Here is a 15,851-nt window from a genome sequence, read left to right on the forward strand (position 1 = left end):
GGATGAGCCAACAAAATACGAATCCCGCAAACTGGTACGCTGCCGTTGATAAAACGTCAGATACGGATGATCAACGCATTCACAATATTACTGTTCTGCCGCCACCAGAACATTTGATTCGCTTCTTTCCGATCGCAGGAACACCTACAGAAGCACTCATCAGCAAGACACGTAAAAAGATTCGCGACATCATTCATGGAAAAGATGACCGACTGCTTGTGATCATCGGACCTTGCTCAATTCATGATCCCCGTGCGGCACTAGAGTACTGCCAAAGACTGCTCGCAGAGCGTGATCGCTTTGCAGGTGAACTTGAAATTGTCATGCGTGTCTATTTTGAAAAGCCACGCACTACTGTCGGTTGGAAGGGTTTAATTAATGACCCCTACTTAGATGAGAGCTATCGCATTGAAGAAGGCTTGCGAATGGCTCGCCAAGTGCTGATGGAAATTAATCGCCTTGGCATGCCAGCAGGTAGCGAATTTTTGGATGTGATTTCCCCGCAATATATTGCAGACCTGATTTCTTGGGGCGCTATTGGCGCACGTACAACCGAGAGTCAAGTGCATCGCGAACTGGCTTCTGGCCTTTCAGCACCAATCGGATTTAAGAATGGCACTGATGGCAACATCAAGATTGCTACTGATGCTATTCAGGCAGCCAGCCGCCCGCACCACTTCTTATCAGTGCATAAGAACGGTCAAGTATCTATTGTGGAGACTAAAGGCAATAAAGACTGTCACGTTATTTTACGCGGCGGTAAAGAGCCTAACTATGAAGCGCAATATGTTCAAGCAGCCTGCTCTGAACTTCAAGCAGCAAAGCTTCCAGCCAGTTTGATGGTTGACCTATCGCACGCCAACTCTAGCAAAAAACATGAGCGTCAAATTGTGGTGGCAGAAAATATTGCCGAACAAATTGAATCTGGCTCACATCACATTTTTGGCGTGATGATCGAAAGTCACCTCCATGATGGCGCACAAAAATTCTCGCCTGGAAAAGATGATCCAAACAAATTGGAATATGGCAAGAGCATTACCGATGCTTGCATTAATTGGGAAGACTCAGCCAACGTATTACAACGCTTGGCTTTAGCTGTGAAGAATCGCAGAAAAGTAAAGAAGTGAAGAGGTAAGGCAAGGTTGCCTTATTAACTTTAAAAGAGACTAATTTATTTAGTCTCTTTTTTTTCGTGCTTCCATAAAACGTCTTGACCGCCTGCAGCACGATTCAGAACCCGTGCTAATACAAACAATAGATCTGATAAGCGATTAACGTATTGACGCGGAGCATCGTATAGAGGCTCCTCCCAACCCAAACGCACAATCGATCTCTCTGCCCGTCTACAGACTGTGCGGCAGACATGGGCCTGAGAAGCTGCCCTGGTGCCGCCCGGAAGAATAAATTCAGTCAGAGGAGGCAAAGTCGCATTGAATTTTTCTAGCCAAATATCTAACTGAGCTACCTGTTCTGGCTTAAGTAGGGTGTAGTTAGGAATACAAAGCTCCCCACCTAGGTCAAATAAATCATGCTGTACTTGCAAAAATAGGTTTTTGAGCTCCTCTGCAAGGCTCTCGGGGATCGATTCAGTCATCAGAACCCCGATTTCGGAGTTCAATTCATCTACGTCGCCCATGGCGCAAATGCGCAAATGATCCTTTTCTACCCGACTACCATCCCCAAGCCCGGTCATGCCCGCATCACCAGTTCTGGTGGCTATTTTTGAAAGTCGATTTCCCATAAAACTAATTATAGGTAAATGGCTAAAATGATTCCTATGAATATGGTGACCCCACCCCCCGAACTCGCGGCAATTACCGCCCTGCAATCCAAATTGGTATCGGCCTTGCGCCCTATCCTCCCCGAGCATGCCTTGCTGTGGGAGCCTGAGGACACGATTCCTTATGAATGCGATGGCCTCGCAGCCTATCGACGTATGCCCCTGGCAGTAGCCCTTCCGGAGACTGAGGAGCAGGTTGCTCAGATTCTGAAGACTTGCTTTGCGATGCAGGTGCCCATTGTCCCTCGTGGATCTGGCACTGGACTATCTGGTGGCGCTATGCCTATATCCCAGGGCCTAGTGCTCTCACTCGCTAAACTCAAAAAGATCATCAATATTGATCCGTTCACCAGAACTGCAGTTGTGCAGCCAGGTGTTCGTAATTTAGCGATCTCCGAAGCGGTGGCTCATCTCGGACTGTATTACGCCCCAGATCCATCTTCACAGATCGCCTGCTCTATTGGCGGTAATGTGAATGAAAACTCGGGTGGTGTGCACTGCCTCAAATACGGTTTGACGCTTCACAACGTTTTGAAAGTGCGTGGCATCTTGATGAACGGTGAGATTGTGGAATTTGGCAGTCTTGCACCGGACTCCCCGGGACTCGATTTATTGGCAATCGTGATGGGTAGCGAGGGCATGCTTGCTGTAGTGACTGAGGTCACAGTAAAGCTAGTAGCTAAACCCAAATTGGCGCGCGTCATCATGGCTAGCTTTGACGATATTGAAAAGGGTGCTGATGCAGTAGCGGCCATCATTGCCGCCGGGATCATTCCAGCCGGCCTGGAGATGATGGACAAAGCGACCACTCGCGCAGTAGAAGAATTTGTTCATGCAGGATATGACCTTGAAGCCGAAACTATTCTGCTTTGCGAATCCGACGGCACGCCTGAAGAGGTTGCAGAAGAGATTGAGCGCATGACAAAAGTTTTAGAGCAAGCTGGGGCTAGCGGTATTCAGATTTCTCAAAATGAAGCGGAGCGCCTGAAGTTTTGGAGTGGTCGTAAAAATGCTTTTCCAGCAGCCGGTCGCTTGGCTGCCGACTACTATTGCATGGATGGCACGATCCCACGCAGAAATATTGGCACCCTACTCAGACGGATACAGGGCATGGAAAAGAAATATGGCCTTGCCTGCTTAAATGTATTTCATGCGGGTGACGGCAATATGCATCCCCTCATTTTGTTTAACGGCGCCGATCAAGAAGAGTGGCATCGTGCCGAAGAATTTGGTACTGAAATTTTAGAGGCTTGTGTTGAGCTTGATGGCACGATTACTGGTGAACACGGTGTTGGTATTGAAAAAATTAACTCCATGTGCGTTCAATTTGGTGAAGGTGAACGCGAATCATTTTGGGGTGTTAAATCCGCATTTGATCCAGAGCGACTATTGAATCCTGATAAGGCGATTCCTACTTTGAACCGTTGCGCTGAATATGGCCGTATGCGCATTAGTGGTGGCAACTTACCGCATCCTGAGTTGGAGCGTTTTTAATGTCAGCAACTAGCAGTGCAACTATTGATTTATTTCAAGAACAAATTCTGGTAGCAGTTAAAAACAAAACCCCTTTATCTATTGAGGGTGGCGGCACAAAGTCCTGGTATGGGAACGCCAACTCTTATGCCAAGCTAGATACCCGCACTTACTCCGGGATCTTGGAATACCAGCCTGAAGAGCTAGTGATTACTGCTTGCGCTGGTACACCGCTAAAAGAAATTGAAGCCGCTCTAGCCGATAAGAATCAAGTGCTGGCATTTGAGCCACCTCACTTTGGTGAGAGTGCGACCTTTGGTGGAGCGATTGCTGCAGGCTTGGCAGGCCCAGGACGCATTAGCGCTGGTAATTTACGTGATTTTGTTCTGGGTGCTCGCATCCTAGACGGTAAGGGTCAAGATCTATCCTTTGGTGGCAAGGTGATGAAGAACGTTGCGGGATATGATGTCTCACGCTTATTACCTGGATCAATGGGGACCTTGTCGCTGTTGCTAGAAGCTTCTGTAAAAGTATTACCGCGACCAGCTGCTACAGCATCTCTTCGTTGCGATATTACCCAAGCACGTGCACTTCAACTTCTAAATGAATGGGCAGGACAGCCATTACCACTCTCAGCGAGCTGCTGGATCGGTAGTTCAATCGGTGGTGACGGTGAGCTCACCATTCGCTTAGCCGGTGCAGCTGCTGCAGTCAAAGCGGCCATTCCGATCATGGGCGCAGCTGTCAATGCAAGCGAATTAGACCCTCAAGTAGCTTCAAAATTTTGGGCTGATTTGCGCGAACAGCAACTAGTTGTTTTTTCAAGCCTCAATGGTGATGAAACTTTATATCGTCTCGCACTTCCAGCCGCCTGCGGACCACTTGCCTTTGAAAATGTGAACGGTAATATTGCTTTGGAATGGCATGGTCAGCAACGCTGGATAAAGGCGCTAGGTGATGATGCTACTTTTGCATCCATCAAAGCCTTAGCTAGCGCTCATGGCGGGCATGCAACTCGTTTTAAACAAGGAAGTAATATTGACTCAGGCGCACAACGCTTTACTCTTCTGAGTGAGCAAGCACACTCCACTGCTTTAGAGGCAGTACAAGCGCGCCTCAGAAATGCCTTTGATCCAGCAGGCATATTTGCTACTTCACGCCTTCCCTAAGTATCTTTTTTAGCGCCCTTATGCAAACTCAACTAGCCCCCCAATTTGCCAATACTCCTGAGGGTATTGAAGCTGCCAGAATTCTTGGCAAATGCGTGCACTGCGGCTTCTGCACTGCCACATGCCCCACCTATCAATTACTTGGTGATGAGCTCGATGGTCCTCGAGGTCGCATCTACCTCATCAAGCAAATGGCGGAGGGCCAAGCCCCCACTGAAAAAACACGTCTGCATTTAGATCGCTGCCTGACTTGCCGCAATTGTGAAAGCACTTGTCCAAGCGGTGTGCAATATGGCAACTTAGTCGATATTGGTCGCAAGTGGGCAGAAGAAAATACTCCCGAGCGTCCTCTTGGGCAGCGTCTCACCCGCTGGGCCTTGAAAGAGGGTTTAACCAGCCCTAAGTTATTTAATTCAGCAATGGCGATTGGCCGCTTAGTTCGTCCACTCATGCCGACTGGTATCCAGCGCAAGATTCCGGAAGCTAAAAACAAAGCGCTCAATATCAATACAGATCCCTATGCAAGGCCGCAGACCAGCCACTCACGCAAGATGCTATTGCTCGAGGGCTGCGTCCAACCTGGCATGCTGCCAAACATCAACTCAGCAACAGCACGTGTTTTAGATGCCCTCAAGATTCAGTTAATTTCCGCACCTAATGCCACTTGCTGTGGTGCATTGCGCCACCACCTAAACGATCAAGCGGGTGGCCTAGAAAATGCCAAACAAAATATTGATGCCTGGTGGCCGCAAGTTGAGCAAGGTGTTGAAGCTATTGTGATGACCGCTTCTGGTTGTGGTGTGATGGTCAAAGACTATGGTCATCTACTTTCGAATGATTCCCAGTACGCTGTTAAGGCCAAGACCATCTCCGCTCTCACTAAAGATATTTCAGAAATCTTGCCAGCACTTCAGGAAGAGCTCGTTACCCTAGTGGGTGCCGATCCAAAACCTGGCGTGGTCTATCACCCTCCCTGCACACTGCAACATGGCCAACAAATTCGCGGCAAGGTAGAGGGTCTTTTGGCCGGTATTGGCATAGGAGCGCGCCTATGTGCTGATAGCCACCTCTGCTGCGGCTCCGCTGGAACCTATTCGGTAACCCAGCCAGAACTCTCAGAACAATTACGTCATAACAAATTGACTCATCTCAATGCTGCTTGCGAAGAGTCTGGCGCACAAGTCATTGTCTCCGGAAATATTGGTTGCATCACTCATCTTCAACAAGATGACAATCCAGTAATACATTGGATTGAGATTGTTGACCAACTCATTAGTCAAAAAAACCGAATCCAATCATGAGTCAAGTCACCACTAACCTCATGATAGTAAGGCAGCGACTGGAGTTAGCGGCCTTGGCAGCTAAACGTGAGCCCGAAGACATCCAACTACTTGCTGTCAGCAAAACTTTTCCCGCTATAGCGGTTGAGGAGGCTATGCATGTTGGGCAAACTGCTTTTGGTGAAAATTATGTCCAAGAAGGCGTTGAAAAAATTCAGCAGCTTGCAAAATTGCGCCCTTGGCTAGAGTGGCATTTTATTGGCCCACTACAAAGTAATAAGACACGTGATGTTGCGGAACACTTTGACTGGGTACACAGTATTGATCGTATCAAAATTGCAGAACGCCTTTCTACTCAACGTGGAGAATTTTCTAACTTAGAACCATTGCAGGTTTGCGTTCAAATTAATGTCAGCGAAGAAGATAGCAAAAGTGGTATTTCTCTCGAAGAGGTAGACGCTCTTTGCGATGCGATCTCCAAATTACCTAATTTAGTTCTTCGTGGACTCATGGCTATCCCTGCACCCAGCGATGATGTCAACCAACAACGTCAATCTTTTGCTGCTGTTCGAGAATGCTTTGTCGGAATTAAGGCAAAGCATATTGGTGATGCTGGGTATGATTTCTTTGATACGCTCTCGATGGGAATGTCTGATGATTTAGAGGCCGCAGTCACTGAAGGCAGCACCATGGTACGTGTAGGTAGCGCCATTTTTGGGAAGCGCGATAAGATCAAGACATGAGCACACAACAAACAAAACCAAATGCCCACATCACCTTCATTGGTGGCGGCAACATGGGTCGCGCATTAATTAGCGGCTTACTAGCTAATGGTTTTGAGGCCAATCAACTTTCTGTAGTTGAGGCCAATGCCAGCACTGGCTTGCAGTTGCATCAAGATTTCGGTGTGCAGATCATTAGCGCTTTGGATCAAATTGCTTTTGACTTCTCCAAAAACAATGTTGTGGTCATGGCGATTAAGCCCCAAGACTTTAACGTAGTAGCCAAGTCTTTGAGTGCAAAACTTAAACATGCTACTGAACCAGGTCCACTCATTCTCAGCATTGCCGCCGGTATTCGCCTTAAGGATATGAGTCGCTGGCTTGATCATGAGCGTTGCGTACGTGCAATGCCTAATACCCCAGCATTAATTGGTAAGGGTATTACTGGCCTATTCGCTGATGCTGCCGTCAATACTGCCGACCGCGCCTTGGCAGAAACTATTTGTAATGCAGTTGGTCAAGCGGTCTGGGTGAATGAAGAAAAACTCATGGATGCAGTTACTGCTGTTTCTGGAAGCGGTCCCGCCTACGTTTTTGCGTTCTTAGAGGCTATGCAATCGAGTGGCGAGAAACTGGGGCTGGACTCGGCTACCGCTCGCAAACTTGCCTACGCCACTTTAGAGGGTGCAACACAATTAGCACATAACTCAGATGAGCATGCAGGTGTGCTGCGTGAACGGGTCACCTCCAAGGGTGGCACTACTGCTGCTGCACTAGATATGCTAAAGCAACTCGATTGGCATGGTGCGCTTGAAAAAGCAATTGATGCTGCCAGTCAACGTGGTAAAGCCATGGGTGATGAATTAGGTAAGACCTAATAAGATTCCCAGAAATAGGAATCCGCCCAACCAATTGTTGTGGCGAAATGCCTTAAAACAATCTTCCCGCTTGCGACTAGCCACTAACTTCAGGTGATACACAGCACAAGCTATAGCAAAGCTCCAACCCACCCAAAAGTAATTATTGAGATTGGCTAGTTGAGCGACCCAAATCTGACTCAGAAATAGCATGCCGTAACTCAGGGCAATCGCTAAAACATCAAACCGACCAAAGGTAATAGCCGAGGTGCGCAAACCCAAACGTAAATCATCATCTCGATCCACCATGGCGTAGGCCGTATCGTAAGCAATCGCCCAGAAAATATTGCCAACAAATAAAATCCAAGCTTCCATTGGAATGAAACCCAACACAGCGGCATAGGCCATCGGAATTCCAAAGCCAAATGCAATACCAAGGACTGCTTGCGGAATAGCAAAGAAACGTTTGGTGAAAGGATAAATAATCCCAACTGCCAAGGCAAAGAAAGAGAGCTCTTGAGTTAAGGCATTGAGGGGTTGAATGAGTAAGTAGGCTATCAATGCCAAAGTGGCTGCCACGGCCAGCGCCTCTTTTCCAGTAATCTTGCCACTGGTAATGGGGCGATCTTTGGTTCTCAATACATGACGATCAAAATCTTGATCCGCATAGTCATTCATAGCGCACCCGGCACTACGCATTAAAAATGTTCCTAAGATAAAAATAATAAGTAGATGCCAATCAGGAAAACCGCTACTGGCTAGCCAAAGTGCCCATAAAGTTGGCCACAATAAAAGTAACGTTCCGATTGGTTTATCCAGACGGATTAGGTAAGCGTAAGCAAGGATACGATCGCGCATCAGATCAATAGTCTTTCTTTATTTGCAATCATAGTCATAGTGCAATTATCAAGCTTTTAAAAACTCAGTGCGAGAGCCAAGCCAACGCTCCAGATGTCTTTCCACCAAGTCACCATGCTCAGCTAGTAGACGCTCTGCCGCTGTCTGAGCCAACTCAATCAGCCAGGCATCCCGTTGCAGGTCGACAAATCGCAACATCGCATCCCCAGATTGTTTAGCGCCTAATAATTCCCCAGGGCCACGAAGCGACAAATCGCGCTCTGCGATTACGAATCCGTCTGACGTTTCTCGTAAGGTCTGTAGGCGCTCTTTAGCAGCCATGGATAGTGGCTCCGCATACATCAAGATACAGACTGAATCAGCGGAACCGCGCCCAACACGTCCACGCAACTGATGAATCTGCGCATAGCCAAAACGTTCTGCATGCTCGATCACCATGAGTGCTGCATTAGGCACATCCACCCCAACTTCAATCACGGTAGTCGCCACTAGCAGCTGGATTTCATTAGCCTTGAAAGCTGCCATCACTGCAGCCTTTTCCTCACTCTTTAGACGCCCATGCACTAGACCAACCTTAAAGTTCGGAAGTGCTTGTGTGAGCTGCTCAAAACTTTCAACTGCTGTTTGTAATTGCAAGACTTCAGACTCTTCAATCAAAGGACAAACCCAATACGCTTGTAGCCCCTTTGCCAACCAATCATGTAATCCACCAATTACCTCATCCCTACGCGCTGCCTTCACTACCTTAGTAGCAATTGGTTTTCGGCCGGGAGGTAATTCATCTATTACAGAAACGTCCAAGTCGGCGTAATAGGTCATTGCCAGAGTCCGTGGAATCGGAGTAGCCGACATCATCAATTGGTGGCAATAAAACAGTTCCGAGCCAACCCGTTGCTGAATCTCTAAACGCTGTCTCACGCCAAAACGGTGTTGCTCATCAATGACTGCTAAACCCAACTTTGCAAAACTTACCTTGTCCTGAATAAGTGCATGTGTACCAATAATGAGTTGAGCCTCACCGCTCTCAATCATTTCTTGTGCGAGTCGTTTTTCCTTAGCTTTCAAGCTGCCAGAGAGCCACGCAATCTTCACCCCTAAGGGACCAAACCACTCCTGCATTTTGAGATAGTGTTGCTCTGCCAGAATTTCTGTCGGCGCCATGATGGCAGCTTGATAGCCATGATCCATGGCACGCGCAGCGGCTAATGCTGCAATCACCGTTTTGCCACTACCAACATCACCCTGTAATAAACGATTCATTGGAAAGGTATTTGATAAATCAGGTCCAATCTCCGACCAAACACGCGCCTGAGCGCCTGTCAGCTCGAAGGGCAAGACAGTCAGCAAGCCATCTTCAATACTGTTTTTTGTTTTGCTTGTCTTACTGAGATTACTTGCCTGCTTCTCCTTCACAAAACTAGGAGCACGTCTTTCTCTCCGAATAGCATGTGCCCGCTTTAAAGAAATCTGCTGGGCGAGCAATTCTTCAAACTGCACACGCCGCCAAGCGGGATGAGTACGCTCTAAAAGTGATTGGGTATTGGCATCAGCAGGTGGCTGATGCAAATAAGTAATTGCATCTTGCAGCGGTGGCCAATCATTTTTCGGCAGAATTTCTGCCATGAGTTTGGTGGGTAAAAATTCCGCCAAACTCTCTTTGAGGCTAGCATCCTGGAGAGCCTTGAGCACTGCCTTGCGAATAATAGTTTGTGAGATTCCAGCGCTGGCTGGATAGACCGGAGTCAAACTCGCCGGCAAGGGTGCTTCTGGAATAACTGCACGCACAGTAGGGTGAACTATCTCCGCACCTTGATAGCCCTCTCGAATTTCACCCCGCACACGAATATGACTACCGACTGCCATTTGTTTTTGCTGGCTAGGATAAAAATTGAGAAAACGCAGTTGCAACGAAGCAGTCTCATCTTCAATCGTGACCAGGAGCTGCCTTCTGGGGCGAAACGTCACCTGACTACGAATGACAACACCCTGAGTCTGAATCGAATGAAATCTTCCCAGACCTAAGGCCTTCTCAATGGTAAAGAGCTCAGTCTCATCCTCGTAGCGATTGGGCAGGTGCAAAGCAAGTGCCATAGGGCTGTTTAAACCCATCTTTTCGAGTGCAGTTGGCGGTCGCTTAGTCGTCATCGTTAAAATCCAATACCTGATGGTAATGCTATGCAACTTTCCGACTTCAATTACGACCTCCCGCCCGAACTCATTGCCCAGCACCCGCTAGCAAATAGAACGGATAGCCGCCTCTTAGAGCTCAATATAGAGGGGGGTAATATCGCCCAATTGATTGATAGGCAGTTTCCAGACATTCTTAAGCTAATGAAGTCTGGGGATTTACTAGTTTTTAATGACACCAAAGTCATTCCTGCTCGCCTGCATGGCAAAAAAGAGACGGGTGGCAATGTAGAACTCCTGATTGAACGCATCAGCGGAGATAAACAAGCCTGGGTACAAATCAGAGCCTCTAAAGTTCCCAAGACCGGCAGCATTGTTCATGTCCACAATCAGGCCGGCGAAACCTTCCCCGTCGAAATGATTGGCCATGATGGCCGATTCTATGAAGTGCGCTTCCCCGAGAATGTATTTGATTTGCTAGAGCGCTTCGGTGAATTACCCCTACCACCCTACATTGAGCATCAGCCAGACCAAGAAGATGCCAATCGTTATCAAACTGTTGTCGCCAAGAATCCTGGTGCAGTAGCAGCCCCTACGGCAGGCTTGCACTTTGATGAAGCCATTCTGAAGCAACTCAGTGAGATCGGCGTTAAACAGGCCACAGTCACCCTGCATGTGGGCGCAGGCACCTTTACACCAGTTCGTGAAGAAGATCTCACGAAACACAAGATGCATTACGAGTGGTTTTCAATTCCTGCAGAAACGCTTGTAGCAGTTAAGGCTACTCAGCAGGCAGGCGGTAGAGTCATTGCAGTCGGCACAACTAGCCTGCGCGCCCTAGAGAGTCAAGCCCAAACCCAACAGGCTAGTGGTGAAACGAATTTATTTATTACGCCTGGTTACACATTCAAAACGGTAGACTGCCTACTGACCAACTTTCATCTGCCAAAATCGACCCTACTGATGTTGGTGAGCGCCTTTGCGGGTGTAGACAATATCCGCAGCGCCTATCAACATGCCATTCAGAATCAATATCGCTTTTTTAGCTACGGCGATGCGATGTTCTTAAGCCGCCTTAACTCAATAATTTCATGACAAAACCCATTCACTTTAATATCCTCGCGCGTGACTCTGCAAGCCCTGCACGCCTAGGCCAGCTTGACCTTCCTCACGGCAGCGTTCAAACACCCATCTTTATGCCGGTGGGGACTTATGGCACCGTGAAGGCAATGACTCCGAGAGACCTACATGAGGCTAAAGCCCAAATTATTTTGGGTAATACCTTTCATCTGTGGCTACGACCTGGCTTAGATGTTGTGAAGAAGCATGGCGGTCTGCACCGCTTCATGGGCTGGGATAAGCCGATCCTCACTGACTCTGGCGGCTTTCAGGTCTTTAGCTTAGGAGCACTCAGGAAAATTTCCGAGGAAGGCGTTACCTTTGCTTCTCCGATCAATGGCGATAAATTATTTATGTCGCCAGAAGTATCGATGGAAATTCAGGCGGTCCTCAATAGCGATATCGCGATGCAGTTTGATGAATGCACTCCTTACGAAATCAAGGGACAGGCAACCTCAGAAAAAACTGCGCGTGCCTCATTAGAGATGTCGCTGCGCTGGGGTGATCGCTCCTTAAAACGCTTTCGCGAGCTCGATACTGGCAACGGCCTTTTTGGCATCGTCCAAGGCGGTATGTTTGAAAATCTCCGTGAATTCTCCCTAGATAGTGTCAGTCAGCAGGGCTTTGACGGAATTGCGATCGGCGGCCTCTCGGTTGGCGAACCCAAACCCGAGTTTGAGCGCATCCTCAATTTCACAGCTCCGAAGCTTCCAGAGCACATGCCCCACTACCTGATGGGGGTTGGAACACCGGAAGACTTGATGCTAGGTGTCAGCCTCGGCATTGATATGTTTGACTGCGTCATGCCGACCCGTAATGCCCGCAATGGCTGGCTCTTTACCCGCTTTGGTGACCTCAAGCTGCGTAATTCAGGGTACAAGGACGACGATCGCCCTGTCGACCCTACTTGTGCTTGCTACACCTGCAAAAACTTCACTAGATCCTACTTAAATCACCTCCAAAAGGCGAATGAGATCCTGGGGTCGCAGCTCAATACCATCCACAATCTCTCTTATTACCTACAACTGATGGAAGAGGTCCGAGAATCTCTGGCTAAAGATCGTTTTAGCGCCTATCGCGAGGATTTTCATCGGAATCGCCAGCGCGGCGTAGAGCCCGGACAGGATTAATAGCCCTAGGGGCGTAAATAAGCGCTCAAAGCCCCATACAGTTTAGAATTGCGGGTTTACGGCTTCGCTTTAAAAGCCTAAAACTGAAGCAGTTTCTTGAAGCAGTTTTCAACTGGTAATTAATGGAGGTTTTGTATGTGGATTAGTAACGCTTTTGCCCAGGCTCCAGCCGCGGGTGCAGACTCTGGTGGCTTGATGAGCTTCCTTCCCCTTGTGTTGATGTTTGCAGTGTTGTACTTCATCATGATTCGCCCACAAATGAAGCGTCAAAAAGAAACTAAAGCAATGCTGGAGTCTCTTTCTGTTGGCGACGAGGTAGTCACTGTTGGCGGCATCATCGGCAAAGTCACTGCGTTAAAAGACCAGGTAGTGACTGTTGAAATTGCTACTGGTACTGAAGTGCAAATGCAAAAAGGTGCCATCACAACAGTATTGCCAAAAGGCTCAATGAAGTCTGCTTAATACGCTTGTTTAAAAGTATCTCAATATGAATCGCTACCCTCTCTGGAAATACATAGTCATCCTCTTTGCTTTATTGATTGGAGGACTATATTCATTGCCCAATTTCTTCGGAGAGGCGCCAGCGGTTCAAGTCTCGTCCGCCAAGCCAACCATCAAGGTTGATTTGGCGACACAGTCTCGAGTAGAAAAGATTTTGGCTGCCGACAACATCAGTAACACTGGGATCTTCTTTGAATCTACAGGTAGTGTAGGTTCCATCAAAATTCGTTTTAACAATACCGACATTCAACTTCGTGCACGCGACTTATTGCAACAGAAATTGAACATCGATCAAAACGAACCTAATTTCACAGTTGCATTAAACCTTCTCTCAAATACACCGGGCTGGCTAAGCGCACTGAATGCTCTACCGATGCCCCTTGGCCTTGATTTGCGTGGCGGTGTGTACTTCTTGCTACAAGTGGATATGAAAGGCGCCGTTCAAAAGAAGGTGACTTCTTTGGCAACGGATATTCGTAGTCAGCTACGTGATAAATCGATTCGCCAACAAGGTATTGAGCGCGGCCAAGACTCCATCACCCTCACATTCGGTAGCACCGAAGATGCTGAGAAGGCACGCGCTGTCTTGATGACCAGTCAGCCTGATTTGACCTGGCAAATTAAGCCTACCGGCCTGTCTCCAAAACTAATTGGCGAATTTAAACCGACTGCCTTGAAAGAAATTCAAGATAACGCAGTAAAACAAAATATCGTCACACTCAATAAGCGCGTCAATGAGCTAGCCGTTAAAGAGCCAGTGATTCAGCAACAAGGTGCAGAGCGAATTGTTGTACAGCTTCCAGGCGTGCAAGATACTGCACGCGCTAAGGACATCATTGGTCGTACTGCAACTTTGGAGTCCAGGCTAGCTGACCCCATCGTTTCGACTATCGCCATTGGTGAGGCTCCACCCCCAGGTATGGATGTATTCCGCTTCGGCGAGAACCGTCAGGGCGTATTCAAAAAATCAGTCATTTTTAGTGGTGATCGCATTACGGATGCAAGCGCTGGCTTCGATCAAAATCAGCGCCCTGCTGTCAACATCTCCTTAGATGCCGCCGGTGGTCGCGTGATGCAAGAAGTAACCCGTGAAAACATCGGTAAACCGATGGGCATGATCTTGTTTGAAAAAGGTAAGGGTGAGGTTCTCACGATTGCCACGATTCAAGGTGAGTTTGGCTCTAAGTTTCAAATTACTGGTCAACCGACCACCGAGAGTGCAAATGACTTAGCCCTCTTGTTGCGCGCAGGCTCATTAGCAGCGCCAATGGAAATCATTGAAGAGCGCACGATCGGACCAAGTCTGGGCGCAGAAAATATTGAGAAGGGCTTCAAATCTCTCATTATTGGCTTTGGAGCAATCTCTATTTTCATGATTGCTTACTACCTCCTATTTGGCACTTTCTCAGTAGTAGCCCTGGCAGTGAACTTGCTACTCCTGATTTCTGTGTTGTCAATGCTACAAGCCACCCTAACATTGCCAGGTATTGCTGCAATGGCCTTGGCACTGGGTATGGCTATTGACTCCAATGTGTTGATCAACGAACGTATTCGTGAGGAGCTGCGCAACGGCGCCGCCCCACAAACAGCGATTGCTGTTGGCTTTGATAAGGCCTGGGCAACTATTTTGGATTCAAACGTCACCACCTTAATCGCTGGTCTTGCATTACTGGCATTTGGCTCTGGTCCGATTAAAGGCTTCGCAGTAGTGCATTGCCTTGGTATTTTGACTTCCATGTTTTCAGCAGTCTTTTTCTCACGTGGCCTGGTTAACCTCTGGTACGGCAGGGGTAAAAAAGTTCAGAAACTCGCTATCGGCCAAGTTTGGCGCTCACAGGAGAAATAAGTCATGGAATTTTTCCGGATCAAAAAAGATATTCCCTTCATGCGCCATGCATTGGCGCTCAATGCGATTTCTTTAATCACCTTCTTAGCTGCTGTTTTCTTCCTCTGGCAAAACGGTCTTCACTTATCCATTGAGTTCACCGGCGGTACAGTGATGGAGGTTTCTTATCCACAAACAGCCCCCTTAGATTCAATTAGATCCAAGGTAGAAAAACTGGGTTATGCCGATACGCAGATTCAGAACTTTGGCAGTTCGCGTGATGTGATGATTCGCCTGCCATTGCAAAAAGATGCTGAAGGAAAAATGATTTCTTCTGCAGATCAAAGCGCAGCGGTCATGCAAGTACTTGAGCCAGCCACGTCAGGTGTCAAGCTCCAGCGTGTTGAATTCGTTGGCCCCCAAGTTGGACGAGAGCTGGCAATAGATGGATTAATGGCACTGTTGTTTGTGATCATCGGTATCGTGGTTTACCTCTCTTTCCGCTTTGAGTGGAAATTTGCAGTTGCCGGCATCATCGCGAACTTACATGACATTGTGATTATTCTGGGCTTCTTTGCCTTTTTCCAGTGGGAGTTCTCGCTCTCCGTTCTGGCTGCGGTATTGGCCGTATTAGGCTACTCAGTCAATGAGTCGGTGGTGATCTTTGACCGTATTCGTGAAAATTTCCGCAAATACCGCAAGATGGACACCCGCGAGATTATTGATAACGCTATTACGAGTACGATTAGTCGTACGGTAATTACTCACGGTAGTACTGAGATGATGGTTCTGGCGATGTTGATTTTTGGTGGCCCCACCCTCTTTTACTTTGCTTTAGCGCTCACCATTGGTATTTTGTTTGGTATCTACTCTTCAGTATTCGTAGCGGCAGCACTGGTTATGTGGCTTGGTATAACACGCGAAGATTTAGTGAAGAGCGATAAAAAGCCGGATGATGTTACGCGTAATGATGACCCTAACTTTGGGGCTCAGGTTTAATAATTCAATTT

Annotated in this window: 14 protein-coding genes; 11 read left to right on the plus strand and 3 right to left on the minus strand. The window is 47.8% G+C overall.

Going from position 1 to position 15,851, the window contains the following annotated elements; genetic code table 11:
- Positions 1-2: 2 nt before the first annotated feature.
- Positions 3-1,127, plus strand: coding sequence for a 3-deoxy-7-phosphoheptulonate synthase (locus C2758_RS09150; protein ID WP_215327942.1), 1,125 nt, complete (start codon positions 3-5; stop codon positions 1,125-1,127).
- A gap of 44 nt (positions 1,128-1,171) precedes the next feature.
- On the opposite strand, the gene C2758_RS09155 is transcribed toward C2758_RS09150, so the two are convergent.
- Positions 1,172-1,741: a cob(I)yrinic acid a,c-diamide adenosyltransferase gene (locus C2758_RS09155; RefSeq protein WP_215305209.1), complete on the minus strand. Its 570-nt coding sequence runs from the start codon at positions 1,739-1,741 to the stop codon at positions 1,172-1,174.
- A 27-nt stretch (positions 1,742-1,768) separates the two neighbouring features.
- Between C2758_RS09155 and C2758_RS09160 the strand changes: the two genes are divergently transcribed.
- The 5 genes from C2758_RS09160 to proC are packed head-to-tail and all read left to right on the plus strand — an operon-like array spanning position 1,769 to position 7,302.
- The gene (locus C2758_RS09160; RefSeq protein WP_215330246.1) at positions 1,769-3,274 is read left to right on the plus strand and encodes an FAD-linked oxidase C-terminal domain-containing protein; all 1,506 of its coding nucleotides are present in this window, start codon (positions 1,769-1,771) and stop codon (positions 3,272-3,274) included.
- Positions 3,274-4,422 (plus strand): glycolate oxidase subunit GlcE, encoded by a 1,149-nt coding sequence (gene glcE / locus C2758_RS09165; RefSeq protein ID WP_215327943.1) that lies wholly within the window; start codon positions 3,274-3,276, stop codon positions 4,420-4,422. Before C2758_RS09160 ends, glcE begins: the two co-directional genes overlap by 1 nt.
- Positions 4,423-4,442: 20 nt before the next feature.
- A complete protein-coding gene (gene glcF / locus C2758_RS09170) occupies positions 4,443-5,723 on the plus strand; it encodes a glycolate oxidase subunit GlcF (RefSeq protein WP_215327944.1) in 1,281 nt (426 codons plus the stop codon).
- A complete protein-coding gene (locus C2758_RS09175; RefSeq protein ID WP_215327945.1) occupies positions 5,720-6,445 on the plus strand; it encodes a YggS family pyridoxal phosphate-dependent enzyme in 726 nt (241 codons plus the stop codon). Before glcF ends, C2758_RS09175 begins: the two co-directional genes overlap by 4 nt.
- Positions 6,442-7,302 carry a pyrroline-5-carboxylate reductase gene (proC, locus tag C2758_RS09180; RefSeq protein WP_215327947.1) on the plus strand — a complete coding sequence of 287 codons (861 nt, stop codon included), beginning with the start codon at positions 6,442-6,444 and terminating at the stop codon, positions 7,300-7,302. The genes C2758_RS09175 and proC overlap by 4 nt, the downstream gene beginning before the upstream one ends.
- On the opposite strand, the gene ubiA is transcribed toward proC, so the two are convergent.
- Both ubiA and recG read right to left on the minus strand, forming a co-directional pair.
- The gene (gene ubiA / locus C2758_RS09185; protein ID WP_215327948.1) at positions 7,288-8,139 is read right to left on the minus strand and encodes a 4-hydroxybenzoate octaprenyltransferase; all 852 of its coding nucleotides are present in this window, start codon (positions 8,137-8,139) and stop codon (positions 7,288-7,290) included. The genes proC and ubiA overlap by 15 nt on opposite strands.
- Before the next feature lie 48 nt (positions 8,140-8,187).
- A complete protein-coding gene (gene recG / locus C2758_RS09190) occupies positions 8,188-10,284 on the minus strand; it encodes an ATP-dependent DNA helicase RecG (RefSeq protein ID WP_215327949.1) in 2,097 nt (698 codons plus the stop codon).
- Between the two features lie 30 nt (positions 10,285-10,314).
- Here recG and queA point away from each other — a divergent pair, with 30 nt between their 5' ends.
- The 5 genes from queA (at position 10,315) to secF (ending at position 15,840) form a co-directional block, all read left to right on the plus strand.
- Positions 10,315-11,361, plus strand: a complete 1,047-nt coding sequence (queA, locus tag C2758_RS09195) for a tRNA preQ1(34) S-adenosylmethionine ribosyltransferase-isomerase QueA (RefSeq protein ID WP_215327950.1) — start codon at positions 10,315-10,317, stop codon at positions 11,359-11,361.
- Positions 11,358-12,515, plus strand: coding sequence for a tRNA guanosine(34) transglycosylase Tgt (tgt, locus tag C2758_RS09200; RefSeq protein WP_215327951.1), 1,158 nt, complete (start codon positions 11,358-11,360; stop codon positions 12,513-12,515). Before queA ends, tgt begins: the two co-directional genes overlap by 4 nt.
- A 135-nt stretch (positions 12,516-12,650) precedes the next feature.
- A complete protein-coding gene (gene yajC, locus C2758_RS09205; RefSeq protein WP_215327952.1) occupies positions 12,651-12,977 on the plus strand; it encodes a preprotein translocase subunit YajC in 327 nt (108 codons plus the stop codon).
- Positions 12,978-13,002: 25 nt separating this feature from the next.
- On the plus strand, positions 13,003-14,862 hold the full coding sequence (gene secD / locus C2758_RS09210) for a protein translocase subunit SecD (protein ID WP_215327953.1): 1,860 nt from the start codon (positions 13,003-13,005) through the stop codon (positions 14,860-14,862).
- 3 nt (positions 14,863-14,865) lie between these two features.
- Entirely contained in the window at positions 14,866-15,840 is a 975-nt protein-coding gene (gene secF, locus C2758_RS09215; RefSeq protein WP_215327955.1) for a protein translocase subunit SecF, read from the plus strand.
- Positions 15,841-15,851 lie beyond the last annotated feature (11 nt).

Source organism: Polynucleobacter sp. AP-Sving-400A-A2 (genome assembly GCF_018688155.1).
Taxonomy (GTDB): domain Bacteria; phylum Pseudomonadota; class Gammaproteobacteria; order Burkholderiales; family Burkholderiaceae; genus Polynucleobacter.